This is a genomic window from Frankia sp. CcI49, assembly GCF_001983215.1.
Classification (GTDB): domain Bacteria; phylum Actinomycetota; class Actinomycetes; order Frankiales; family Frankiaceae; genus Parafrankia; species Parafrankia irregularis.
This window is the reverse complement of record NZ_MOWP01000017.1, coordinates 1-24,415: the sequence shown is the minus strand read 5'-3', so window position 1 is coordinate 24,415 and position 24,415 is coordinate 1. Positions and strand designations below refer to the sequence as shown.

19 protein-coding genes are annotated in these 24,415 nt (G+C 72.7%); 13 read left to right on the top strand and 6 right to left on the bottom strand.

What is annotated here, in order from left to right; translation table 11 throughout:
- The first annotated feature begins 151 nt into the window (after nt 1–151).
- From CcI49_RS15475 to CcI49_RS15465, 3 genes are all read left to right on the top strand, one after another.
- Nucleotides 152–2,743, top strand: a complete 2,592-nt coding sequence (locus CcI49_RS15475) for a haloacid dehalogenase (protein WP_054570562.1) — start codon at nt 152–154, stop codon at nt 2,741–2,743.
- Nucleotides 2,740–4,917, top strand: coding sequence for a class I SAM-dependent methyltransferase (locus CcI49_RS15470; protein WP_241840085.1), 2,178 nt, complete (start codon nt 2,740–2,742; stop codon nt 4,915–4,917). Before CcI49_RS15475 ends, CcI49_RS15470 begins: the two co-directional genes overlap by 4 nt.
- 263 nt (nt 4,918–5,180) lie before the next feature.
- Nucleotides 5,181–5,546, top strand: coding sequence for an MTH938/NDUFAF3 family protein (locus CcI49_RS15465; RefSeq protein WP_054570564.1), 366 nt, complete (start codon nt 5,181–5,183; stop codon nt 5,544–5,546).
- A 16-nt stretch (nt 5,547–5,562) separates the two neighbouring features.
- On the opposite strand, the gene CcI49_RS15460 is transcribed toward CcI49_RS15465, so the two are convergent.
- Together CcI49_RS15460 and CcI49_RS15455 are read right to left on the bottom strand one after the other, a co-directional pair.
- Nucleotides 5,563–5,937 (bottom strand): type II toxin-antitoxin system VapC family toxin, encoded by a 375-nt coding sequence (locus tag CcI49_RS15460; protein ID WP_076827426.1) that lies wholly within the window; start codon nt 5,935–5,937, stop codon nt 5,563–5,565.
- Nucleotides 5,934–6,188 carry a type II toxin-antitoxin system prevent-host-death family antitoxin gene (locus CcI49_RS15455; protein ID WP_054570566.1) on the bottom strand — a complete coding sequence of 85 codons (255 nt, stop codon included), beginning with the start codon at nt 6,186–6,188 and terminating at the stop codon, nt 5,934–5,936. Before CcI49_RS15455 ends, CcI49_RS15460 begins: the two co-directional genes overlap by 4 nt.
- A 283-nt stretch (nt 6,189–6,471) precedes the next feature.
- On the opposite strand from CcI49_RS15455, the gene CcI49_RS15450 reads away from it, so the two are divergent.
- Nucleotides 6,472–6,681: a hypothetical protein gene (locus CcI49_RS15450; RefSeq protein ID WP_054570567.1), complete on the top strand. Its 210-nt coding sequence runs from the start codon at nt 6,472–6,474 to the stop codon at nt 6,679–6,681.
- Nucleotides 6,682–6,885: 204 nt separating this feature from the next.
- Here the strand turns inward: CcI49_RS15450 and CcI49_RS15445 are convergent, their stop codons facing one another.
- The 3 genes from CcI49_RS15445 to CcI49_RS15435 all read right to left on the bottom strand — a co-directional run bounded on the left by CcI49_RS15445 (nt 6,886) and on the right by CcI49_RS15435 (nt 12,401).
- The gene (locus CcI49_RS15445; RefSeq protein ID WP_277872728.1) at nt 6,886–9,492 is read right to left on the bottom strand and encodes a protein kinase; all 2,607 of its coding nucleotides are present in this window, start codon (nt 9,490–9,492) and stop codon (nt 6,886–6,888) included.
- Nucleotides 9,493–9,611: 119 nt separating this feature from the next.
- The gene (locus CcI49_RS15440) at nt 9,612–11,723 is read right to left on the bottom strand and encodes a DUF2142 domain-containing protein (RefSeq protein WP_076827422.1); all 2,112 of its coding nucleotides are present in this window, start codon (nt 11,721–11,723) and stop codon (nt 9,612–9,614) included.
- Between the two features lie 3 nt (nt 11,724–11,726).
- Nucleotides 11,727–12,401, bottom strand: a complete 675-nt coding sequence (locus CcI49_RS15435; RefSeq protein ID WP_235498380.1) for an acyltransferase — start codon at nt 12,399–12,401, stop codon at nt 11,727–11,729.
- Between the two features lie 141 nt (nt 12,402–12,542).
- Here CcI49_RS15435 and CcI49_RS15430 point away from each other — a divergent pair, with 141 nt between their 5' ends.
- The 8 genes from CcI49_RS15430 (at nt 12,543) to CcI49_RS15395 (ending at nt 20,943) form a co-directional block, all read left to right on the top strand.
- Entirely contained in the window at nt 12,543–13,487 is a 945-nt protein-coding gene (locus tag CcI49_RS15430) for a glycosyltransferase family 2 protein (protein WP_054570571.1), read from the top strand.
- Nucleotides 13,477–14,853 carry a glycosyltransferase family 4 protein gene (locus tag CcI49_RS15425; protein WP_083749529.1) on the top strand — a complete coding sequence of 459 codons (1,377 nt, stop codon included), beginning with the start codon at nt 13,477–13,479 and terminating at the stop codon, nt 14,851–14,853. Before CcI49_RS15430 ends, CcI49_RS15425 begins: the two co-directional genes overlap by 11 nt.
- Nucleotides 14,850–15,563: a class I SAM-dependent methyltransferase gene (locus tag CcI49_RS15420; protein WP_076827420.1), complete on the top strand. Its 714-nt coding sequence runs from the start codon at nt 14,850–14,852 to the stop codon at nt 15,561–15,563. Before CcI49_RS15425 ends, CcI49_RS15420 begins: the two co-directional genes overlap by 4 nt.
- 130 nt (nt 15,564–15,693) lie before the next feature.
- Nucleotides 15,694–15,882, top strand: coding sequence for a hypothetical protein (locus tag CcI49_RS15415; protein WP_054570574.1), 189 nt, complete (start codon nt 15,694–15,696; stop codon nt 15,880–15,882).
- Nucleotides 15,883–16,303: 421 nt separating this feature from the next.
- Nucleotides 16,304–17,596: a glycosyltransferase family 1 protein gene (locus CcI49_RS15410; RefSeq protein ID WP_076827418.1), complete on the top strand. Its 1,293-nt coding sequence runs from the start codon at nt 16,304–16,306 to the stop codon at nt 17,594–17,596.
- 64 nt (nt 17,597–17,660) lie between these two features.
- The gene (locus tag CcI49_RS15405) at nt 17,661–18,791 is read left to right on the top strand and encodes a glycosyltransferase family 1 protein (protein ID WP_006538404.1); all 1,131 of its coding nucleotides are present in this window, start codon (nt 17,661–17,663) and stop codon (nt 18,789–18,791) included.
- 17 nt (nt 18,792–18,808) lie between these two features.
- Complete coding sequence (locus CcI49_RS15400) at nt 18,809–19,720, top strand: glycosyltransferase family 2 protein (RefSeq protein ID WP_076827416.1); 912 nt, start codon at nt 18,809–18,811, stop codon at nt 19,718–19,720.
- Between the two features lie 149 nt (nt 19,721–19,869).
- The gene (locus CcI49_RS15395) at nt 19,870–20,943 is read left to right on the top strand and encodes an NDP-sugar synthase (RefSeq protein WP_076827414.1); all 1,074 of its coding nucleotides are present in this window, start codon (nt 19,870–19,872) and stop codon (nt 20,941–20,943) included.
- Nucleotides 20,944–21,069: 126 nt separating this feature from the next.
- Here CcI49_RS15395 and CcI49_RS15390 read toward each other — a convergent pair whose 3' ends face one another.
- Nucleotides 21,070–23,595, bottom strand: coding sequence for a sensor histidine kinase (locus CcI49_RS15390; protein ID WP_241840084.1), 2,526 nt, complete (start codon nt 23,593–23,595; stop codon nt 21,070–21,072).
- A 60-nt stretch (nt 23,596–23,655) separates the two neighbouring features.
- Between CcI49_RS15390 and CcI49_RS41555 the strand changes: the two genes are divergently transcribed.
- The coding region (locus tag CcI49_RS41555) for a hypothetical protein (protein WP_198955549.1) at nt 23,656–24,415 on the top strand (760 nt) is incomplete at its 3' end.

The following is a 24,415-nucleotide window of genomic DNA, read 5'->3' as shown; positions in this document are numbered from 1 at the left end:
TCCGTCTATCTGGCTCCGGCCGGCGAGCGCTCCACCCGAACCACCCGCTGACAACCCGGAAACCTCCGGTGTTGTCCGGCGGTGGTCCCGGGGGTGCCTGGCCGGCCCAGATTGGGCGGTCGGGGGACCGGCTGTCCGGGAGGGGCGGGCAGTGTTCACCGACGTCCGACTTCGCGAGGTCTGGTCGCATCTGGAGTCGGGCGGTGCCCAGGCCCTGACTCTTGATGTGTTCGACACCCTGCTGTGGCGCATGGTGCCCGAACCGGCACACGCCTTCATCACCCTGGGGCACCGCCTCGCCGAGATCGGCCAGCTGCCGACCGGCGTCACCCCCGGCGAGTTCGCCCGCCTGCGCGTCTACGCGGAGCACAAGGCCCGGGAGCACTCGCACGAGGTGCGGGGCACCTACGAGGTGCGCCTCGACGAGATCTGGGGCGTGCTGGTGCCGGCGCTGCCCGGCGCGGGCAGCCTCGGCGACCTGATGGACGTCGAGCTCGCCGTCGAGCGTGACCTGTGCCGGGCCGACCTGGCGGTCGTCGAGCTGGCCGAGCTCGCGATGACCAAGCTCGGGCTGCCGGTGTACCTGCTCTCCGACACCTACTTCTCCGCCGCCCAGCTGGAGCGCCTGCTCAGCCGCCCGGAGCTGGCCGGGGTGCCGTTCACCCAGATCTTCACCTCGTCCGACGCCGGGATCAGCAAGAGCGACGGGCTGTTCCGGCACATGCTGGCCGCCTCGAACCTGCAGCCGTCGCGGGTCGTGCACCTCGGCGACCACCCGGTCGCCGACGTCGAGAGCGCCCGCGAGCACGGCCTGGTCGCCATCCACTATCCGAAGTACTCGGGCTCGCTGAAGTCGACGCTGGAGCTGGAGGGCCTGCTCACCGGTCCGGGCGACGACACCCCGATCGACTCGGCGCACGGCGACTACGGCATGACCGCGCTGCGGGCCCGCTCGCTGCACCGTGCGGACGCCGCCGCCGTCCCGCCGGGCCTGCGCCGCTACTGGGAGACCGGCGCGACCGTGTTCGGCCCGGTCTTCACCGGTTTCGCCGACTGGGCGGTGGAACGCACCAGAGACCACGGCGCCGACCACATCTACTGCCTGATGCGCGAGGGCGAGTTCCTCTCCCGCCTGGTCGCCGAGCCGGGTGCGGACGCCGGTGTGACCACCTCCACCCTGTGGGCGTCACGCCAGGTCTGCGCGCTGTCCAACGTGTTCGAGGGCAGCCCCGAGGAACTGCGCAGCTTCCTCGTCCGCCGGCACGCGCCGAGCGTCGGCCAGCTGCTGCGCCAGCTCGGGGTCGCCGTCGACGACGTCGCCGGCATCTCCTCGCTCGCCGACCGGCGCCTGGACGTCCCCGGCCTGCTCGACGACACCCTCGAGGCGCTGTGCTCCGACGAGCGCATCCGCAGCGAGATCGTCCTGACCGCGGCCCGGCTGCGCGACCGGTACGTCCAGTACCTCGACACCCAGCTGCCCGAATCCGGGCGGATCGTCGTCGCCGACCTCGGCTGGGGCGGCACCATCCAGGCGCTGCTCGCCCGCCTGCTCGCCTCCACCGGGCGGGACTTCGACGTCTGCGGCCTCTACCTGGCGACGAACGCCGCCGCCGGCACGCACCGCCTCGCCGGCCTGCAGATCGAGGGCTACGCCGCCTCCGGCGGGCAGCCGGAGCTGATGGCCAACCAGCTCATGCGCAGCCCCGAGGTGCTCGAACAGCTCTGCATGCCAGACATCGGCTCGCTGGTCTCCTTCGACGACGAGCACCGCCCGGTGCTGAGCATCGACCGCACCTCCCGGACCCAGGTCGCCCAGCGGGTCGCCGTCCAGGACGGCATCCTCGCCTTCCAGCGTGAATGGCTGCGCTACCGGCGCTCGGAGACGGCGATGCCGTCGCTGTCCGAGGCGGGGGCCCGGCACGCCTCGCTGCGGATGCTGACCCGGTTCGTCGCCCGCCCCACCGCGGCCGAGGCCTCCGCGTTCGGCGCGTGGGCCCACGACGACAACTTCGGCTCGGACTCGACCGAGGGCCTGCTGCCGCCCGAGCTGGTCCGGCGGATGCCCTACCTGACCCCGGCGGACGTCGAGAAGATCACCATGCGGGAGCTGTACTGGCCCGCCGGTGTCGCCGGCGTCGCGAACCGGTCGCTCGCCGTGATCAGTGGCCTGGCCGCCGCCGCCGGGGTGCGGGCCGAGGAGGTCTCCCCGGAGGCCGCCGCCGGCCCGGTCGAGGTCTACGTCGACACCGGCAGCGACTTCGTCAACGGCCACAAGGAGACCGTCGTCACCCGCTCCGGGCGCGACGGGATGTCGATCGTGCGGCTGAGGGTCGAGGGTGTCGGCGCCCGCCGGGTGCGGATCGACCCGGCCGGCCGGCGCGGCCTGCTCCGCCTCGACTGGCTGACGATCTCCTTCCACCTGCACAACGCTCCCGAGCCGTACAAGGTGACCGTCACCTCCCTGGACGACCTCGCCGGCCAGCAGCTCGCGCTCATCGGCCTGCGGCCCCTGCAGGCCAACCTGCTGGAGATCGTCGGCGATGATCCGCAGATCATCTACACGATCGATCACGGCACGCAGCCGCAGCTCGGCGGGACGTACGCGATCGACGTCGAGATGGCCTTCGGCTGGCTCGGGATCCGGGCCGACCCGCTGCAGGTGCGCACGGCGGACGCGGCCCGCACCGGCCTGCCCGTCCGAGCCGCCCGGAAGATCCGTCGCGAGCTGGGAGGGCTGCGGTGACGTCAGAGGCAGACGACACGGCCGACACGGAGGGCATGTCCCCCGATCCGCGCCCCTCCCCGTCTCCGGGTAGCGCCGCCGGCGCCTCGGGCACCGCGGGCGCCCCGGAGCCCTCGGGACCCGGGGACACCGAGCGAAGCTGGTTCCGCCCGCCGCCGAGCCAGTCCGACCCGCTGTGGACCAGCCTGCTCCCGTCGGTGTCACCGCCATCGCCTCCCGCGGGGCCGCCGCCTCCCACCGGGCCACGGCCACCCGCCGGGCCGCCGTCTGCGTCGGTCCCACCTGCGGGGCCACCGTCCGGCCCGCTCCCCGTGCGCTCCTCGGCCTCCTCGGCCTCCTCGGCCCCCCGGCCGCCCGCGGCCACACCGCCGGCCCCGTCACCCCCCGAGATGTCGGTCTTCACGCCGCGCTCGGCCCGGCGCGCCGCCGAGAACGCCCCGGCGCAGCCCTCCTCGCCAGGCGGGCCCGTCACGGCTCCGCTTCCGCTGCCCGGCTACCCGGTCACCCCCGGCACCTCGGCGACCTTCGAACCACCCCGCGACCCCCGTGAGTTCCGCGACGCGCGGGACCGCACACACGACCGCCCGGACCGCAGGCATCCGGACCCCAGCCGCCCAGACCCCAGCCGCCCAGACCTCGGCCGCCCGGACCCCGGCCCTCCAGGCCTCGACCGCCCGGGCTTCGATCGTCCCGACCTCGATCGGGCGGATCCTGGCCGCGCACCCTTTGACGGCGCACCCTTCGACCGCGCACCCGCCGGCCGGGCGGAACCCGCACCCGACGCCCCGCGGCAGCCGGCGGAGACGTCCAGCCCGCCCGGGACGTCCGGCTCGACGGAGACGTCGAGCGTGGTGCACGGCAGTCTCGCGGAGCTGGCCGTGGACGCCTACGACGGCGGCGACCACGCCGCCGAGCCAGGTGAGATCACAGAGAAGACCCTCGCGCCGCTGCTCCTGCACTCGCTGACCGACCTGCGCGAGATCTGGATCCCGCTGCTGGAGGCGGCCGGCGCGCGCAGCGTCGCCGAGATCGGCTCGGAGAGCGGCGCGACGACGTCGCTGCTCGTCGGCCTGCTGCGCCGGGGTGGCGGCGGGCGCCTGGTGGTCATCGACCCCGAGCCGGGGGTCACCCCGACGTCCGGCGGCGGGCTGGACGTCGAGGTGATCCGCGGCTTCAGCCCCGAGGCGCTTGACGGCCACGCACCGACCGACGCCTACCTCGTCGACGGAGACCACAACTACGCCACGGTCCGCGGTGAGCTCGCGGCGATCGCGGCCGCCGTGCGCGACTTCGACCGGGCCTACTTCCCGCTGGTGATCCTGCACGACGTCGGCTGGCCCGCCGGTCGCCGCGACCAGTACTACGCCCCGGACCGGATCCCCGAGGAGCAGCGCCAGCCGAACTCCTGGGACGTCGGCGTGGAGATCGACAAGTCCGACGCGATCCCCGGCCGCGGCTTCCGCGGGGCGGGCGCCTTCGCCTGGGCGCTGACCGAAGGCGGCCCCCGCAACGGTGTGCGCACCGCCGTCGAGGACTTCGCGATGGACCACCCCGACCTGCGGTTCATCACGGTGGCGCCGATCTTCGGCCTCGGGGTGCTCCTCGACCGGCGCGCACCCTGGGCCCGCCACATCGCCGACCTGCTCGCACCCTGGGTCGCGAACAGCCTGCTGGCCCGGATGGAACGCAACCGCATCGACCTGTACCTGCGGGTCCTCGCGATGCAGGACGACGCCGCCGCCGCCGCCCGGGCCCGGCAGCGGGAATGGTCCCGCATCGACGCCGAGCGCAGCGAGCTCGCCGCTCGGGACCTGCAGCGCCTGAGCCGCATCAGCGAGCTGGAGCAGGAGCTCGCCGTGGCCCGCCGGGAGCAGCAGCGGCCGCCCTGGGGCCCTGGAACACCGGACGAGCCAAGGCTTCTCACCGCAGCCCGCATCGCCGGCGCGGCCCTGCGGGCCCGTCTCGGCGGTGAGGCGGGTGTCCGCGACTCCGGCGACTCCGGTGACGGGGCGGCTGGCTCGACGGCTATCCCGTCACGGGGCGCCCAGGCGCTGGCCGCGGGCACCCGCACCGGCGGCGCCGCGGTCGTCCGCCTGGGCTCAGGCCTCGCCCGGCTGGTGGAGAACAGATCCACCGGCGGCACCCCGAACTCCTCCCGCCACCGCGGGCACTGACCGCGCGGGCCAGCTGGGCGTCGGGCTGCCGCTGCTGTCGGGCAAGATCGGAGGGGCCTGGTTGCCGGAACGACGAAAAGCCTCGGATCTTCCGATCTGAAAGCGTCGATCGCTGCTGCCAGGCAAGGCCTGAGGCGCCATTTTGCGACGACCGGCCACCGTTGCCGGAGCGCTGATTTCGGGAAGGCCACCGCACCCGACGTCGCCACGTGATCCAATGATCTTCGCTGGGATGTGACGCCGATCCGGTTCTGAGGAGTCCGATGGCCCGCTCGCCCCACGTTGTCCACATCTCATGGGGTCGCATCGACGTGGAAAGGCTCGGGCCGGGCAAGGACTTCATCCTGTATCCGGGCGGAGGCCGGGAGTGGGACTGGTCCGAGAACGGTACCCGCCATGAGCCGGGAATCCAGCCGGCCGATGTACAGGAGATCCTCCACGTGGGCGTGACCGCGGTCGTGCTCAGCCGCGGGATGGAGCTTCGCCTGCGGACGATGCCGGAGACGCTCGAGTTGCTGCGCGATCACAACGTCGAGGTTCACGTCGAGGAGACGAAGGCCGCCGTGGCCCTCTACAACCGGCTGGCAGGGACCGTTGCCGTCGGTGCGCTTCTCCATTCGACCTGTTGAGGCGGGCTCGCGTGCGTCATACGACGAGCAGGTCGACGTCGTAGTGCTGGATGTTGGCGTCGCGGGTGGCGAGGGTCAGACCCTCCACCGTCGCCTGCGCCACCAGCATGCGGTCGAACGGGTCGCGGTGGTGGACGGGAAGCCTGCCCGCCGCGATCGTGTGCGCATGGTTGACCGGTAGCTCGGCGAATCCCATGCCCCGGACATGCTCCGCCAGATCCGACGGGCCACCGAGCTTGCCGGCGGCCTGCTTGATCGTGATCTCCCAGAGGGTGACGGGGCTGAGGAACACATCCGGATCATGCCGGAGGCGGTCGAGAAAAGCCTCGTCGAGTGTGGGGTCGGCGGTGATGGCCCACAGGGCGACATGGGTGTCCAGCAACAGTTTCAAGACGAGATACCGAAGTCCGCGGCGATTTCGTCGTTGGTCGCAGGCGTGTCCCAGTCGCCCGACAGGTCGAGCCGCCCGGCGAGCGAGCCGATCGCAGGGCGATCGACGCGCCGAACGAACGGAACAATTCTGGCGACCGGTGTGCCGGCGCGGTCGATGACCACTTCTTCGCCGCGCTCGACCCGGTCGATGATGCGAGACAGATGGGTCTTTGCCTCGTGCATGTTGAAGTGCACGGCTTCGGCCGCCATCCGCGCCACCTTCCATGCCCGGCTCCAACTTAGCTAAGTGGTTAGTCTACGCCCTGGATCGGGATGACAGCAGTGGGTCCGCTCGACTGATCAGCGCGCAGGTCCTCTCTGATCGGCCCCGGAACCGATGGAGGCCAGCGGATTTCGTACGTCGGCTGACCCTGCTCGCGCGTTGCGGGGCGGGCCCAACGGGCTGGACGTCCCGGGCGGCGCGGTGAAGGTCCGTGGGTTGGGGTGACAGGGTGCCCGCGATCACACGGCTCGACTGAGGAACCCTCGCAGCATGCGATGGAGCAGCGAGAACGACTACGCGATCGACGAGACGATCATCACCGTTGATGACGGCCGTAACGCACGCGTACTCAGGGTCAGCCGCCACGGGCTCGTCGTCGGTGACTTCGCATCCTGGGGCGATCTGCTGGCGGACGTCGACCTCGGCCTCGCCATCCAGGAGGATCCGCACGCACCCTGCGCCTCCGGCACGCCTCGGTAGGCGGCGCCTGGCGTCGGCCCGGGCAGCCCGTCCGTGCCCTGTCTCGCCGGGCCGGTGACGCCGGCCCGGCGAACGGCCCGGGCGCGGGGGCGCGCCCCGAGCTGGAAGCCCCGTTCCCGGTCGACCTCGACCCGGCCAGCCTCACTCATCGGCAGGTGTACGTAGCCGCCTCGTCGGTGCGGAGCGTCGCCATGACGTTGGTTCTCAGCAGACGGGCTGGTACGGGACGTCGGCGATGTCGCGTTGCCAGTCGGCCTGGGTGATCTGGTTCGCCGGGTCGGCGCAGGCGCGGGCGACGAGGCCGGCGTCGTCGATGCGGGAGATACGGGTCGTGTAGTCGTCGCTGATGGTGACCAGCGACTCGCCGTTCGGCATGAACTCGACGCCCTGCACCCAGTCGCCGTGGCCGGAGATCACCCCGGCGGCGGTCACCTTGCCCGGGGCGCTCAGATCCCACAGGTGGGCGGTGGTGTCCCAGCCGGCGGTGGCCAGGGTGTGGCCGTCGGGGCTGTAGGCGAGGTCGAAGACCCATTTCTCGTCGGCCACGATCGACGCGGTCGCCCTGGGCCGGGCGGGATCGGTGACGTCCCACAGTTTCACCAGGCCGTCGTAGGCGCCGGTGGCCAGCTGCTTCCCGTCCGGGCTGAACGCCACCGCCCAGACGTAGTCCGTGTGGGCGGTGATGGCGGCCAGCGGGCGAGGTGAGCTCGGGTCGCTGATGTCCCAGAGCCGGGCGGTGCGGTCGGCGCTGGCGGTGGCCAGCAGTTTTCCGTTCGGGCTGAAGGAGACCTCGTTGACCCAGCTGGTGTGCCGGTTCAGCACGGCGAGCTGGTGCGGGGACTCCGGATTCCTGATGTCCCACAACCGGGCGGTGTTGTCGTAGCCCGAGGTGGCGAGGATCCGCCCGTTCGGGGAGAAGGCGGCGTCGAGGACGTAGCCGTCATGGCCCAGCAGCACGGCGAGCTGCCTGGGTTGGTCCAGGTCGTGGATGTCCCACAGCCGCACGGTGCGGTCGTAGCTGACGGTCGCGAGCAGCTTTCCGTCCGGGCTGAACGCGGCGTCGAGCACCCAGGCCGAGTGGGCGGTGAGAGTGGCCAGCTCACGGGGGTGGGAACGGTCGGTGACATCCCACAGCCGGACCAGGTTGTCAGCGCCGCCGGTGGCGACGGTGCGCCCGTCCGGGCTGACGCCGAGGCCGAGCACCGACTCCGTGTGCCCCGTCAGCACCGTCGCCGTGGCGGGGGAGAAGGACGTCCGCAGGCTGGCTCTGGCCTCGGGTACCGGGCTGATCCGGAACGCGGCCAGGCTGAGGCGTGCCGCGCGCCCGGTGTCGGAGTCACGGATCGACTCGGCCATCGCAGCGACCCGGCGGGCCACGCTGTCCCGGGTCTGCCTCTCGTCGCGGCCGCCGCCGGTGAAGGCCAGCGGGATGAGCGCGGCGATCAGGAGCAGCGCGAGCAGGGGCACGGCGAAGAGCACGATCCGGCGGCGGGTGGTGGCGGCGAGCAGACGGGTGACCCGGGAGGCGCCGGCCTCAGCACCGGCCGCGGCACCGCCACCGGTGCCCCCAGCGGCCCCGGCGCCGACGACGTCACCGGTGCCGGCGGGTCCGGCAGATGGCCGGCCGCCGGTGCCGGTGCCGGTGAGGCTTCCGCCGCCGGTGCGGCTGCCCACAGCGCCCCCGGTACCTGCAATGCCCCCAGAGCCCCCAGTGCCGCCGGTGCCGGTGTGGCCTCCGGCGTCGGGAGCACCGGTGATCGCCGGCGGGCGGGGGCCGGTGGCGACGTCGTGCTCGGGTGCGGGCTGTGCGGGCACGCCCGTGACCACACGTGGCGCCGAGGCCGCCACGATGCCGCTGGTCAGGTCCGGGAGCGGCAGGTTGCCCGGTTGGCCGACCGGCGCCACCGGTGGAGCAGGGTCGGCGATGGGCGCGTTGGTGGTCTGGATCGCCGCCGAGACGTCGGGGTCGGGGTGGGTCGCCGGGCCCATCCCGACCAGCCGCAGGAACAGTTCCTGCGCGGTCGGGCGCTCGGCCGGGTTCTTGCGCATCGCCTGTTCGACGATGGGCCGCAGCGCGGGATCGAGGCCGTCCAGCAGCGGTTCGCGGTGGACCACCCGGTAGAGCTGCACCGGGGTGGGCCCGTCACCGAAGGGGTACGAGCCGGTGCCGGCGTAGGTGACCAGACCGCCCCAGGCGAAGATGTCGGCCGCCGATGTCACCGGCTCGCCGTTGGCCTGCTCGGGGGCCATGAACGCCGGGGTGCCGATGCGCTGGATCTCCTGGCTGACCATGGTCTGGGCGTCCAGGGCGCGGGCGATGCCGAAGTCGATCACTCGCGGGCCGAGGGTGGACAGCAGCACGTTGGACGGCTTGAGGTCCCGGTGGACCATGCCGGCGCCGTGGATCGCGGTCAGCGCGGCGGCCACGCTGACCGCCACCCGTTCCAGGTCGGCCGAGCGCAGCGGGCCTTCGACGGCGACGGCCTGGGCCAGCGTCAGCCCGTCGACGTATTCGGTCACCAGGTACGGCTGCCCGTCGGGTGGGTCGACGACGTCGAGGACCTCGGCGGTGCAGAAGCGCGCGACCCGGCGGGCCAGGTCGGCCTCGCGCTGGAACCGGGTCCGGAACTCGGGCAGCCGGGCCAGGTCGGCCCGGACCACCTTGACGGCGACCATCCGCCCGCTGGGGTCACGGCCGAGGTAGACCGTGCCCATTCCGCCCTCGCCGAGCCGGCCCACCAGCACGTAGCGGCCGAGCCGGGCCGGATCGTCCGGGCCCAGCGGGGACGCCAGCCGCGAGGCGGCGGCCACCGAGGGGCCGGTTGAATCCGCGGGCGGTGTGGTTTCCCAGCCCCGCTTTCGGCGCACGGCTCCCCCCGAACCGAGATGACGGACACCGGAACCTTACGTGAGTGGTCCGCGGCCTGCTTTCAGTGTGACGGCACGGGGCTGGCCATGCTTGACGGCCTCCCTTTTGCCGCGGAGGGTCCCGACTCGGCTGGCGCGGATTCGCCCGGGGGCGGCTCGGAAAGCCCTTGCTCATCGGGCTTGGCCCCGGCGGAACCGGCTGGCGCGGATTTCCGCGCCGACGGGCGGATGGGGATGGTGTCCGTGGGTTCCGGGCCCGCCGGGAGCGGTTCGAACCCTTCGGCCGGCCCGGCCGCTGTCGTCGCCGGGGCCGGCTGGATCGTCCTGGCAGCGTTCCGGCCGCCACCGAGGCCCGGTGAGGCTGGATGATCCGGCCCGGCGCCACCCGGCGGCGTGTCACCGCGCACGGCCGTCCACACACAGCTGACGAGAACGAGAACGGCCAGCGCGACACCGACCCACACAACGGTGATCACCGCCGAGGGCGACCAGGGTGACCAGGCCGTCAGTGCGTCCCAGGAATCGGCGAGATCGCCGCCGGCCGGCTCCCAGAAGTGCGCCAGAACGGTCTTGACGGACCACCACTGGGCTGCCGCGGCGGCCCCGAAGAACAGGACGGGAAAGGCGCGGGCGGCCTGCCGGCCAAACGCGGGGACTCCCATGCCGACGCCGACCGCGAGAGCGGTCAGCCCGCCGTACATGTACCGCCCCGAAATCCCGCTCAGGTGGCCGTGCTCGCTGAAGCCTGTCGCGGACTGAAATGTCATCAGCCCGAAAAGGCCGAGCGTGGGCCAGAGCAGGAACAGCAGGTCCACCCTGGTCCGGCCGTCGCGGGCCCGGATGATGCCCAGCGCGAACAGGGCGATCACGATCGCGCTCGCCGTCCGGACGAACACCGTCGGCAGGGTCACCTCGAACCAGCCGAACGCTCCCCACCAGCGCGTGACCGCGCCGTTGAACAGGACGTCCAGGTAGGCGTCCCAGTCATCGCCCAGGTAGTCGCCGAGCGGGAAGTTCGGCGTCTCTGGCTGGAACGTGCGGTAGCGGACGATGTTGACGACCCACCACCAGCCGCCGAAGGCCACCATGAGCCCACCGCCGAGTAGGATCTGCCGCCACGGAGCCCTGGTGGCGCCGGTCGGCACGGTACGCAGCCCGGTGTCGGCGAGCAGGAACGGCGCGTCCCGGTCCGGATCCAGCGTGCCCCGGCCCCGGCCCCGCTCGGCCTGGCTGGTGCGGCTGGGGTGGCTGAGATAGCTGAGGTAGCTGGCGCGACTGGTGCGACTGGTGCGGTTGTGACGGTCGTCCCGCCGAGCTCGCAGCCAGGCGACGAGGTAGGCGAGCGCCGCCATCGGGACGAGCACGATGGCGAGCGACTTCGTCAGCAGGGCGAGCCCGATGAACCCGCCGGCCCAGGCCGCGGTGCGCAGCGAGGTGTCCCCGCGCAGGATGTAGATGATCGTCAGGGTGGCCAGCCCGGCGGTCAGCGCCAGCAGGTTGTCGTTGTTCACGCTCGACCCGATGTGGCTGAGCTCGGGCACCGCCAGCGGGACGAGAGCCGCGCAGGTCGCCGCGATGCGGTTGCCACCGGAGAGCCGGTGCGCTCCCGCCCAGGCCAGGACCGGCAGCCACATCACCATCAGCGCGCTCATCAGGCGCAGCGCACCGATGGTCACGTCCCAGCGCAGGCCGTCGCCGTCCCCGCCGCCGGGCAGCGCCCACAGCACCGCGGCGCCGACCCAGTAGTACAGCGGCGGGTGCTGGACGAGCTGCTGGATGTCCCCGGGGGGCTGCGGATCACCGTCCGCCTGCAGCGTCTGGCCCAGCTCGTCCCAGTCGGGGCGGTCGGCGCGCGGGGTGGCGTCGTCCGCGACGATCGGCGCGTGGTCGAGCTCGTAGGGCACCGCTTCGGAGCCGTAGGGGGACGCCGCGATCGCTCCGACGCCGTCCGGCTTCACGAACGCGTGCCCGGGATGCGGCCAGCCGTCGCCCTGGACCAGCCGCAGCACGGCGTCCACGTGGTTCGGCTCGTCGGGCGCGTGGTACTGCGGGACGAGTACCGACCAGCAGGCGAGCAGCGCCCCGAACAGGGCGGTGATCAGCCAGATCGGCAGCGGGACCGAACGCAGCAGGACCAGTGGCCGGAACCGGATGCCACCCGGGTATTCGGACATCGCTCAGCGCCAGTAGTCGATATGCCCGACGACCTTCGCCGGTGAGCCCGCGACGACCGCCTTCGCGGGGACGTCCCTGGTCACCACGGAGCCGGCGGCCACGACGGCGCTCTCGCCGACCGTCACGCCTTTGAGGACGATCGCGCCGGCACCGATCCAGGCCCGGTCCTCCAGCACGATCGGCCCACTCATCGGCTGTTCGACACCGTCGACGACCATCGGGTGGAAATCGTTGTCGAGAAGCTGGGTGTCCCATGACACGTTGCAGTACGCGCCGATCGACACCCGTTCCCGCACCAGGATCTTCGCGAAACCGTTGATATTCGCGAAGGGGCCGAGTTCGAGAACACCCGAGTCGACCACGACGCGAATCCCGCGCTGCAGCGAGACGACGCCCTCGCAGCGGATCCGGCCCTCGGGGTGGACGCGGACCACCGACACGTCGTGCCGCGACGTCAGTCCGAACGGGGCGAGCCCGATCCGCATCGCCGCGCCGTCGGCGAACTCGATCCGCTCGTGCCCTTCGATCACCGTCGGCGAACCGATCCAGATCGGCTGCTTGTGGGCGAGCGGATAGCGCAGTCCGGCCACGAACGAGCGTGCCGAGGTCTCCCTCGCGGCACGCAGAGCCCGCACATGGCGCACATACTCGCGTAGATCACCTCTGAACGTCCCCACGCTGGTAACAGTAGGCGCAGCATCGGGCCGACCGGAGTTCGGCCCCCACAGCAAGCCGTGTCACCCTGGTGGGCGGACTGCCCGCGAGCTGCCTGGGGACGGAACGCGGGCGCGCGACCACGACCCGGGAGTCACAGCGACGTGAGTGTCAGTGCCATCCATCCACACGAGCACCAGAGCGGCCTGGCGGTCGAGACACCGCCCTACGTGACCGTGGTGCTTCCCTGTTACAACGAGCAGGATCACGTCGTCCTGGAGCTCGAGCGCATCACCGCGGCGATGGACGCGAGCGGCTACAGCTACGAACTGCTGGTGATCGACGACAAGTCGACCGACAGCACACTGAGCGTCCTGCGTGACGTCGCGCCGAAGTACCCGAACATGCGGCTGATGCCGTTCCGGCGCAACGGCGGGTCGGGCACCGCCCGGCGCATCGGGACGCAGGAGGCGCGCGGTAAGATCGTCGTCTGGACCGACGCGGACATGACGTATCCGAACGAGCGCATTCCCGAGTTCGTCCAGTACCTCGACGAGAATCCGGATGTCGACCAGGTTGTCGGCGCCCGGACCACCGAGGAGGGCACGCACAAATGGGCGCGTGTGCCGGCGAAGTGGCTCATCCGAATGATCGCGCAGCGGCTGTCCGGAATGAAGATCCCTGATCTCAACTCCGGGCTGCGTGCCTTCCGTCGCGACGTCTCACTGCCCTACCTGCGGCTGCTGCCGCCCGGATTCTCCTGCGTCACGACCATCACGATGGCGTTCCTGTCCAACCAGCATCCGGTGGACTACCTGCCGATCGACTACGCCAAGCGCTCGGGGACGTCCAAGTTCCACCCGTTCCGGGATGCGCGCCGGTACATCCTGCAGGTGCTGCGGATGGTCATGTACTTCGACCCGATCAAGGTCCTGATGCCGGTCGCCCTGTGGATCATGGGGCTCGGCTTCGCCAAGCTGATCGCCGACGTCATCCGCTACGACTTCCGGGTCACCACCTCGACGCTGCTCGCGATCCTGGTCGGGTTCCAGATCGTCGTCCTCGCCCTGATCGGTGACCTGGTGGCCCGGTCGCGCAGTGACACCTGACCCGACGCGGTCCGCGGCGCGGATCGCGATCATCGGGCCGACCCATCCGTACAAGGGCGGTATCGCCCAGCACACGACCGAGCTGGCACACCGGCTGGCCGACCGCGGGCACCAGGTGCGGATCGAGTCGTGGTCCCGCCAGTACCCCGCTCGGCTCTACCCGGGCCAGCAGCGGGTCGCCGTCCCGGAGGGGACGCCGTTCCCCGCGACGTCCTACCCGCTTTCCTGGCGCCGGCCCGACACCTGGCTGCGCCTGGGCCGTCAGCTGCGGCCGACCGGAACCGCCCCGGCCGACGGCCCAGGCGCCGAACGCCCGGACGTCGACGGGCAGGGTGTCAATGGGCAGCGTGCCGGCGGGCAGGGCGTCGGCGGGCAGGGTGTCAATGGGCGGGGCGTCGACGGGCGGGGTGTCGACCTGGTCGTGCTCGTCGTCGTGACGCCGATCCAGGCGCCGGCCTATCTCGCGATCCTCGCCGGGCTACGCGGCCGGCGTCGGCGGTCCCCGACCGTCCTCGCCCTGTGTCACAACGTGCTGCCGCACGAGCGGCGCTCGGTCGACCAGCCGCTGATCTCGGCCGTGCTGCGCCGGAGCTCGGCGGTGCTCGTGCACACCCAGGCCCAGGCGGAGCTCGCGGGCACGCTCACCGACGTCCCGGTGCGGGTCGCCGAGATGGCCACCCACCTGTGGACCCCGCCCGACTCCGACTCCGAAGCCGACCCCGTCCTCGACTCCGATTCCGACTCCGACCCCGGCCTCGGCCCCGCCGCGGGGATCGCCGTTCCGGCGGCGGCCGTCGCCGTGCCCGAGCCCTCGCGTGAGCTGCTGTTCTTCGGGCTGGTCCGGCCGTACAAGGGTCTGGACGTGCTGCTGCGCGCGCTGACGGCCGGGCCGGCCGACGTCCGCCTGACGGTGGCGGGGGAGTTCTGGGGCGGGGTGGAGGCGACCCGGGACCTGGTGGCCGAGCTGGGCCTCGGCGACCGCGTCGACCTGCGTCCCGGTTATGTCCCGGCCCGGGACGTCCCAGGCCTGTTCGCGGCCGCGGACGCGCTGGTGCTGCCGTACCGGGCCGGCACCGCCTCGCAGAACGTCGACCTCGCGCACCTGCACGGTCTGCCCGTCGTCGCGACCAGCGTCGGGACGCTCGCGACGTCGGTGCGTGACGGCGTCGACGGCCTGCTCGTCCCACCGGACGACCCGACCGCGCTCGCCGCGGCCCTGCGGCGGCTGTACGAGCCGGGGACGCTCGCCGCGCTGCGGGCCGCAGTGGCCCCACCTGACACCGACGCCGCCTGGGACCGCTACCTCGACGTGGTGCTGGCCCCGTCCGGTGCCGACCGCGCGGGAAAGGCAGACTGTGCGCCATGAGCCCCCTACGCGACGACGCCCTCGCCTACGCCGGTCACCAGGTGCACGTCATGCGCCGCCGCGAGGTCGGGACGCTGCTCTCCTGGGCGGGTGACCTGCACGGGCGGACGATGCTCGACGTCGCGGGCGGCGACGGATACTGGGCCGGCCAGGCGATTCGCCGCGGTGCCCGGGCGGTGAGCCTTGACCTCGCGCGCCACAAGCTGAGCTTCGGCAGCCGGCTGAGGCACCGCCCGGGGCTGGTCGAGGGTGACGCGCTGCGGCTGCCCTTCGCACCCGCGACGTTCGACGTCGTCATGTCGGTCTGCGCCATCGAGCACTTCGACGACGGACCGGCCGCGCTGGCCGAAATGGCCCGCGTGCTGCGCCCGGGCGGTGACCTGGTGATGTCCGCGGACGCGCTGACCCGGGCCGAGCGCTGGCCGGACCTGTTCGCCCGGCATCGGGAGCGGTACCACGTCCAGCACACGTATCCCGGCGAGCGGCTGGCGAAGCTGCTCGACGCGGCCGGGCTGGAGGTCGTCCGACAGACCTACATGTTTCGCTCCGAACGGGCTGAACGGCTCTACCTGAACCTTTCGGCCAAGGGCGGGAAGGTCGGGTGGAACGCGGCCGCGGCGATCTCCCCGTTGGTGGCGCTGTCCGATCGCAGGGCGCCGGACACCACCGGTAGCGTCGTGCTGACCCACGCCCGCAGGAGGCAGCCGTGACCAGCCGACCAGTCAGGCCCGCCCGGCCCTTCAGCTCCGCCCGGCTCTTCAGCACTGTTCGGCTCTTCAGTTCCGCCCGAACCGTCAGCTCTGTCCGGACTGTCGGCTCCGCCCGGCCTGGAGCATGGGCATGAGCGCGCCGCTCGGGCAGAAGGTGCTCGCGGGCTTCCTCACCTTTCTGCTGTTCGCCCTGGTGATCTTCGGGCTCGGTGCGGCCTTCGACCAGTTCGGGGAGCGTGCCTGGGGGTACGGGGTCGGCATCGGAGTCTGCGTGATCATGGTCGTCGCGGGTGTGGCGGCCGGCCGCCGCGACGAGTAGCCCGGCCCAGGGCCCACCAGCCCGGAGGCGTTCGGATGATCCGGGAGATCTGAGGACTCTGGTCGTTCCGGAGCCCGGCGGCCCGGCAGTCCGGGGGCCCGGCAGTCCGGGGGCCCGGCGGCCCCGGTTTGGCGAGTCGCACGAGTGAAGGATTTTGGTCGTTCCAACGACCAAAATCCGTACTTCTTGCGGTTCACCAGGCGACTCGCGTCCCTTTTGCCCCTATTGAAGGTGAATTGCTGGTGCCGCGTGGCGGTGCGGGGTCGTCGGCGGATGGCCGTGCGCGGTGGGGTTCGCATTCCATGGGCACGGCGGCACGCTCGCTGCCGACCAGGATCCTCCGGTCCTGCTCGGCGGCAGCGGAAGTTCGTCACAGGGGGCGAGGCCGGCGGGCCCGGCGTCGCGCGGGAGACTGACCGCCGTGCGGATCGGTTTCCTGGTCGAACAGATGCTGGCGCCGGTGCCCGGCGGCACCGGTCGCTACTCCGCCGAGCTGGCCGCAGCCCTGGCTCGCACCGCGGATCCCGGCGACGGTGTCGTCGGATGGTGCGCGTTCCGCCGCGACGTCTCGGGCGCCGCCGTGCCCGGTGTTCTCGGGCCGTTGCGCCTGGGGCTGCCACGGCGCGCCCTTGCCGCGGCCTGGGCGCGCGGCGTGGGCCCGATACCCGGGGGAGTGGACGTCGTCCATGCGCCGACGCTCCTCGTGCCGCCACGAGGCCTTGAGGCGCTCCCGCCCGGGGTGCGCCACATGGCCACCGCCTGGCGGCGGACGGCGACCGGTCGCCACGGCGACGCGGACCCGCGAAGCCGCACGCTGATCGGCGGCCGCCTGGACGGACGGAGCCGCCTGGACGGACGGAGCCGTCTGGTGGTCACGGTGCACGACGCGGTGCCGTGGACCCATCCCGAGACCCTCACCCCGCACGGGGTGCGCTGGCATCGCGAGATGGGGGAGCGGGTCGCCCGTGAGGCCGACGCGGTGATCGTGCCGACCCAGGCCGTCGCCGCGGACGTCCGCGAGCACCTGCCGATCGACCCCGAGCGGCTGCACGTGATCGGCGAGGGAGTCGCCGACGCGGTGCTGCGGGTGCCGGCGGACGCAGATCGCCGGGCCGCCCGGCTGGGCCTGCCCGAACGGGGGTACCTGCTGACGCTGGCGACCATGGAGCCCCGCAAGGGGCTGGACACGGCGCTGGCCGCGATGCGTCACCCGGCGGCGCCCGATCTGCCGTTGGTGCACGTCGGAGCGGCGGGGTGGGGTGATCTCGGTGCTGGTACCGCGGGCCCGGGCGGGTTCGCCGAGCTCGCGGCGGCCGGGCGTTTCCGCGCGCTGGGCCGGATCAGTGACGAGGATCTCGCGGTCGTGCTCTCCCGGGCGACGGCCCTGCTCGCGCCGAGCCGCTCGGAGGGTTTCGGGCTGCCGGTCATCGAGGCCATGGCCCACGGAGTGCCGGTGGTCGTGTCCGACACGCCGGCTTTGGTGGAGGTCGCCGGGGACGCCGCGCTGGTGGCCCGGATCGGTGATGCGGCCGGCTTTGCCGAGGCTCTCGGGCGTATCGTCCAGAATCCCCGGCTACACAGCCGTCTGTCGCGTTCGGGACTCCTCCGCGCGGCGGGATTTACCTGGAATGAGGCGGCGCGATCGTGCTGGGAGCTCTACCGTCGAATCAGCAGCTCCCCTGCCGTGTCCGTCGCTGAGGACGGGCGGGCGTAGTGTTGCCACCGTTGAGAAGCAAGCGGCCACACTGAATCAGGCGGCACGTCTCGGAAGGAGCGCCGTGGGACCCCGGGTGCTCGTTGATGCGACCTCGGTCCCGGCCGACCGCGGTGGCGTCGGGCGATATGTCGACGGGCTCGTCGCCGCCTTGGGCGCGGCTGGCGCCGACATGGCGCTGGTGTGCCAGCGATCGGACGAGGAACGCTACAGCCGGATGGCGCCCCAGGCGACCGTCCTGTCGGGCCCGGCGGCCATTGCGCACCGGCCCGCGCGGTTGGCGTGGGAGCAGACCGGCCTTCCGCTGGTGGCGGAGCAGGTCAATGCCGAAGTAATCCACTCCCCGCACTACACAATGCCATTGCGAGCACAACGACCGGTGTGCGTGACGATCCACGATGTCACGTTCTTCACCGAGCCGGAGATGCACACCGCGGTGAAGGGAACCTTCTTCCGCTCGGCGATGCGTACGGCGGTGCGCCGGGCGAACCGCATCATCGTGCCGTCGAAGGCGACGCGGGACGAGCTCGTCCGCGTGCTCGAGGGCGATCCGACCACCACCGACGTCGCGTATCACGGGGTGGACACCAGCACGTTCCATCCGCCGACGGAGGATGACCGGCGGCGGGTGCGGTTGCGGCTCGGTCTCGGAAACACCCGGTATGTCGCTTTTCTCGGCATGCTGGAGCCGCGGAAGAACGTTCCGAACCTCATTCGCGGCTGGGCCGAGGCGGTGCACTGGCGGGACGAGCCGCCGGCGCTGGTGCTGGCCGGCGGCTCCGGCTGGGACGACGACGTCGACGCGGCCGTCGCCTCGGTGCCGAGCCATCTGCGCGTGATCCGTCCGGGCTACCTGCGCTTCTCCGACCTGCCGGGCTACCTCGGCGGCTCGGAGCTGGTCGCCTACCCGTCGCACGGCGAGGGCTTCGGGCTGCCCGTGCTGGAGGCCATGGCCTGCGGCGCGCCGGTGCTCACCACACCGCGGCTGTCGCTGCCCGAGGTGGGTGGGGACGCGGTCGCCTACACCCAGCCGGACGCGGACTCCATCGCCCGTGAGATGAGCACCCTGCTCGACGACGCGGAGCGCCGCAGCCAGCTCGCGGCCGCCGGCCTCGCCCGCTCCCGCGAGTTCACCTGGGCCGCCTCGGCGGAGGCGCACCTGGCGAGCTATGCCCGTGCGGTGGCCGACGCCTGACGCGCTACGGTTTTCCGGTGGACAAGCCGGAGATCCGGGTCGTCGTCGTCACCTTCAACTCCGGGGAGGTCATCGGAACCTTCCTGGACTCGTTGGCCAAGTCGACCACCCGTCAGTACGAGGTCGTGGTGGTCGACAACTCACCCCAGGTCGACGTCGGGACCCGTGCCGCGGGTGAGCGGCCCGAGGTGGCGCTGCTGCGCCCGGGCCGCAACCTCGGCTACGGCTCCGGCGCCAACCGGGGGGCGGYCGGTGCGTCCACGCCGTGGCTGCTGGTGGCGAACGCCGACATCGCCTTCTCCCCGGGCAGCCTGGACGAGCTGATCGCCGCGGCCGACCGCTGGCCCGGCGGCGGTGCGTTCGGCCCCGGCATCGTCAACCCGGACGGAGCGCTGTACCCGTCCGCTCGTGACCTGCCCTCGCTCGGGCGGGGCATCGGCCACGCGCTGCTCGGGTGGTGCTGGCCCACGAACCCCTGGACGGCCTCCTACCGCCGCGAGCGGGGCGTTCCGAGGGAGATGACCGCCGGCTGGCTGTCCGGCTCCTGTCAGCTGCTGCGGCGCGAGGTGTTCGAGGCGGTCGGCGGCTTCGACGAGTCCTACTTCATGTTCATGGAGGACGTCGATCTGGGCCGGCGCGTCGGGCTGGCCGGCCACCAGCTGGTCTACGTCCCCGGCGCCGTGGTCGAGCACCTCGGCGGGCACTCGACGAAGCGGTCGTCGCGCCGGATGGTGATCGCGCACCACCGCAGCATGATCCGCTATCTGTGTCGGCAGTACGACAGCCCGGCCTACCTGCCGCTGCGTGCCGCGCTCACGGTCGGCCTCGGTGCCCGGCTGCTGCTGGCGCTGGCGTTCGCCCGGGACAGCGCGGGCGCGCGGGCCACCCGGTCCGCTGACCTGCTCGCTTCGGCGCGCCGGCAGCACTGATTCTCTCACCCAGATAACGGATATCCGTCACGACTCGTGAACTCGGTATAGAGCATGTGTGTCCGGGTTGTGGCCTCTCGTTGAGGGGGCACGATTTCCCGGACAGGTGTGCGCAACTGCGACGAGGTGCTCTGCGACACTGACGAATCATGGACGCAGTGATGCTGGTCGGCGGGCAGGGAACCCGTCTCCGCCCGTTGACAATGTCGGCGCCGAAGCCGATGTTGCCGGTTGCCGGCGTGCCGGTGACGGCCCACATGCTCGCCCGTGCCCGCGACGCGGGGATCACCCGGGTGGTGCTCGCCACCTCCTATCGGGCCGAGGTTTTCGAGGAGTACTTCGGGGACGGCTCCGAGCACGGGCTGGTTCTCGAGTACGTCACGGAGGTCGAGCCGCTGGGCACCGGCGGGGCGATCCGCAATGTCGCGGAGCGCCTCGAATCAGCCCCCGACGATCCGGTGGTCATCTTCAACGGTGACATCCTCTCCGGTCTCGACATCGGTGCCCTCGTCACCCGGCACACCACGGCCGGTGCCGCGGTGACGCTCCATCTGACGAGGGTGGAGGATCCCCGTGCGTTCGGCGTCGTGCCGACCGACGACGCCGGCCGGGTGACCGCCTTCCTGGAGAAGACCCCCGACCCGCCCACCAACCTCATCAACGCCGGCTGCTACGTCTTCCGGCGTTCCGTGATCGACGACATCCCCGCCGGGCGACCGGTCTCGGTCGAGCGGGAGACCTTTCCCTCACTGCTCGCCTCCGGGGTTCCGGTGGTCGGCTACCCGGACGACACCTACTGGCTCGACCTCGGTACCCCGGCCGCGTTCGTCCGCGGTTCGCGTGACCTCGTCACCGGGCGGATGCCGTCCTCGGCGCTGCCCGGTCCGGTCGGCGACCGGCTGGTACTGCCCGGGTCGACGGTGGCGACCGACGCCAAGATCGGCGGTGGCTCGACGATCGGTGCGGGTGCGTCGGTGGGCACCGGGGCGCGGATCGACGGCTCCGTCCTGTTCGACCGCGCCTCCGTCGGCGCGGGCGCCTACATCCGCGACAGTGTCGTCGGGCGGGCGGCGGTGATCGGCAACGGCGTGGTGCTGGAGAACGTCGTCGTCGGCGACGGCGCCGTGATCGAGCCGGGTAACGAGCTGCGCGCCGGCGCGCGGGTGTTCCCCGGCACGGTGCTGAGCGCGGGCGCCGTCCGCTTCAGCTCCGACCGCGCCTAGCAAGGGCGCCTCCATGGCGCCGGTGGCGAGGGGCGATGAGTGGAGGATTTCGGTCGTCCTGGCGACGAACGTCCTCCACTCATCGGGCCGCGGCTTCGGGCTGCCGCTGCGGAAGGGGCCGCGGGCTCAGCGCGGGTCGGTCTGCCGGCTCAGCGCGGGCCAGGTGATCTCCAGGCAGACCTGGCTGTCGTCGACGTCCCGGTGCAACGAGAGGAGCTCCTCCTCTCCGTCCTCCGGCGGAAGCGGGGACGGCGCAAGCGGGGACGGCTGGGCCGCGGCCGTCCCGCCCAGGCCTGTGGCCGGGTAGGTGAGGAAGAGCCGCCCGCCGGTGTCGTCGCAGATCAGGGTGAGGACAACCTGCTGCGCGCCGGTGGCCGGCGCGGCACCGAGCAGGCCGGGCAGGATGTCCGCGAGCCGCGCACGCACCGGCGCGGGAATCCGCCCCGGCTCGCCGGCCAGCCGCACCTCGACCCCGAGCCCCCGCGCGCGGGCCTCGACGACTGCCGGCCCCAGCTCACCCAGCGTCTGCCCGGCGCCGGTGACCAGGGCCCGGCGGATGGCGGCCGCCCGCTGGCCGCAGCGGTCGCGCACGGCCGGGTCACGCGGGTCCAGCAGACCGTCCGCGACCGCCTCCAACAGCGGCAGCACCTCCTGCTCGATCGTGGCGAGACCACGCTCCCGGTCGGCCCGGACAGCGCGCGCCGACTGCTCCAGCGCCGCGCGGGCGGTCTCCTCCTCGAGCGCTCGGGCGACCTGGTCGGCGGTGCGTCGCAGCACCGGGCCGCCCATCGCCACCATGATCTGCAGCGCGATCTGGCTGTTCGCCGCGGCCAGCAGCTGGGCGAGCGCCAGCGGGCCGGTGTCCGAGCCGGCCAGGACGAGCACGCCGAGCACCGCGATGGTCGCGATGATCGCGAAAGCCCAGGCGACCAGCAGGCGGGACACCGCGAGCAGGGCGAGGAGCACCGGGAGCACCAGCACCGGCCAGGTGTTGATCCGGCTCGGTGGCCCGCCGGCCCCCGTCGCACCGTGGGCCTGGGTGACGTTCAGCGCCACCACCACGGTCACCGCCAGCGCGAGCGTGATAGCGGCGACGGCCTCGCCGCGGCGCAGCGGCCGCCGGTAGGACGTCCGGGCCGCGGCGGCCACGATCAGCGCCATGGCGGGCCAGCAGAGCACGGCGAGCGGCACCGACCGGGCGGACGGGAGGGTGAGCGGCACGATGACGGCGGTGCAGCCGAACCAGGCCGGTGCGGCGAGGGCGACCGTGCGGCGCAGCACGGCCGCGTAGGAGTCCCGCAGCTCGGTGGCCGACGTCCCGGCAGCCGCCGGCACGCCTCCCGGCAGCATTCCCGCCGATTCCGGCACCTTGCCGGCCGTCCTTCCCCGTGGCAGGGGCCCTGGTGCCGTTGAGGCTGCCGATCGGTCAGGCCCGGCCGGTGCTGGTGCCGGAACCGATGCCGGTGCCGGCCCTGGTGCTGGTGCCAGGGCTGGGGCTGGTGCCGGCCAGCGCAGGCGGACGGATGTTCCGTGCCCGGGGGCCGAGCTGATCGTCGCCTGCCCGCCGACCTCGGCGAGCCGGGCGTGCACCGACCGGGCCAGCCCGAGCCGGTCGTCGGGAACGTCGTCGGCGGCGAAGCCCCGGCCCGCGTCGGCGACGACGACGTCCACGCCGCCGCCGGGCCGGTTCGTGACGGTGAGCGTGGCGTGATCCGTCCCGGCATGGCGCCGGACGTTCGCCAGCAGCTCCTGCGCGGCCGCGGCCACCGCGCGGACCACCTCCTCCGGCAGGTCCGTGGTGGGCAGCGAGGCGACGTCCACCTGTAGCCCGCGGGCCGCCGCCACGGACACCACCCGCAGCATCGGCTCGGTGAGGTCGCGGGTGGCGGACGCGGTCCCGTCCAGCATGGTGCGGACGGCGTCGATCGCGTAGCGGCACTGCTCGGCGGTCAGGGCGATGCCGGAGCGGTCCCGGGTGCCGCCTCCCCAGGCGATGCCGGTCAGCGTGTTGAGAACGGTGTCGTGCAGCATCCGTTCGCGTTCTCGTTCGTCGCGAAGCCTCGCGGCTGCCACTGCCGCCGCCTGCCGCTGCGCCGCGGCGGTGCCCAGCCTGGCGTCGGCCAGCCGGGCGATCGTGCTGAGCCGGGTGAGGGCGAGACGGAACAGGGCCGCGATCGCGATCACCAGCAGGCACGCGGCGAACGCGCGCGCCAGCGGGGTGTGGTTCCCGCCGGCCGCGGGGTCGTCCATCGTGACCTGGGCGATGGCCGCACCGCCGACGAGGGCCGTGACCATCAGCACGACCACGGCGGCCAGAACCCGCCGGCGGCAGGCCCAGGAGGCGACGATCGCCGCATGGGCGGCCGCGGAGAAGACCCAGGTGGCGGAACCACCGACGGATTGCGCCGGCAGGAACAGCACCGCACCGGCGCTGACACCGACGGCGACGGCGACGTTGCCGGGGACCAGCAGGCGGACGAGCCGCGGCCGGGCAAGAGCGACGGTCACGAAGACGGTGCCCCAGAGCGCCGTCACGACGGCGGCGGCGAGCCCGGCGGGGTGTGCGGCGTACCAGGAACGCCAGACGACGACGTAGGCGACGAGGAAGGCGATGTTCAGGGCCCGCATCGCGGCGAAGGTCCGTACTGCCACCGCGTCGAGCGCCTGGTGGGCATTTGCCGGCACAGGACGAGTGTGCCCGGGTCGTGCCCGATGGTCGCCGAGTTGTGGATTTCCGGGCCGATCATCCGGGTGGATGCGGCCCACCCGGAGCTGGTCGGGGCCGGTCAGCTGGTGCCCGTCGTGGGCGACGCGGTTGAGGACGCCGCCGGCGACGTGGTGCTGGGCGCTGTTGTGGTCGTGGCCTTGGTCGTGGTGGCTGTGGCGCTGGCGGTGGCCGTGGCGCTCGCGGGAGGCGTGGTGGCCGCCGGCGTGGTCGCCGCCGGTTTGGTCGTCGCGGGAGTGGTCGGCGTCGGTGTCGCGGTGGCCGTCGGCGTGGCCGTGGCGGTGGGCGCCGCTGTGGTGGGGGTGGTGGTCGGTGCCGCGGTGGCGCTCGGCGATGTGGGCGCGGTGGTGGTCGGTGCCGCGGTGGGCGACGGCGTCACGGTCGGAGTGTCCTCCGTCGGGGTCGCCGTGGGCGCTGGGACGGTGGGGTCCGCGGCGAAGGCGCTCGACGGGACGTTGCGGATGCGCAGCCGCATCTGGGCCGGGCAGACCTGGTCGGCGGGGGTGACGGTCAGCGTGACGATGACGGTGTCGTCCGTCAGGGCCGCCGCGGCCAGGCTGCYTCCGGGGAGCCGGGCGAGGAGCGCCGGCACCATCGTTCCGTCGCCGGTCTGCAGGGTCGTCCAGCTGGTTGTGATCTCTTTGTCGTCGGTGGTGGTCGCGGTGGCCTCGACCGTGACGGTGGTGTTCAGCCAGGGCAGGCGCGCGGTGGTGAGGTCGAGCGCCTCGGCGCCGGCGGTGTCCGGGT

Coding starts and splice junctions, on each gene's coding strand:
- CcI49_RS15455 (WP_054570566.1), bottom strand. CDS start 6,188: ATGGCGGCCGAAGCCGTGCACTTCAACATGCACGAGGCAAAGACCCAT.
- CcI49_RS15415 (WP_054570574.1), top strand. CDS start 15,694: ATGAGCGCGCCGCTCGGGCAGAAGGTGCTCGCGGGCTTCCTCACCTTT.
- CcI49_RS15395 (WP_076827414.1), top strand. CDS start 19,870: ATGGACGCAGTGATGCTGGTCGGCGGGCAGGGAACCCGTCTCCGCCCG.
- CcI49_RS15420 (WP_076827420.1), top strand. CDS start 14,850: ATGAGCCCCCTACGCGACGACGCCCTCGCCTACGCCGGTCACCAGGTG.
- CcI49_RS15440 (WP_076827422.1), bottom strand. CDS start 11,723: ATGTCCGAATACCCGGGTGGCATCCGGTTCCGGCCACTGGTCCTGCTG.
- CcI49_RS15450 (WP_054570567.1), top strand. CDS start 6,472: ATGCGATGGAGCAGCGAGAACGACTACGCGATCGACGAGACGATCATC.
- CcI49_RS15465 (WP_054570564.1), top strand. CDS start 5,181: ATGGCCCGCTCGCCCCACGTTGTCCACATCTCATGGGGTCGCATCGAC.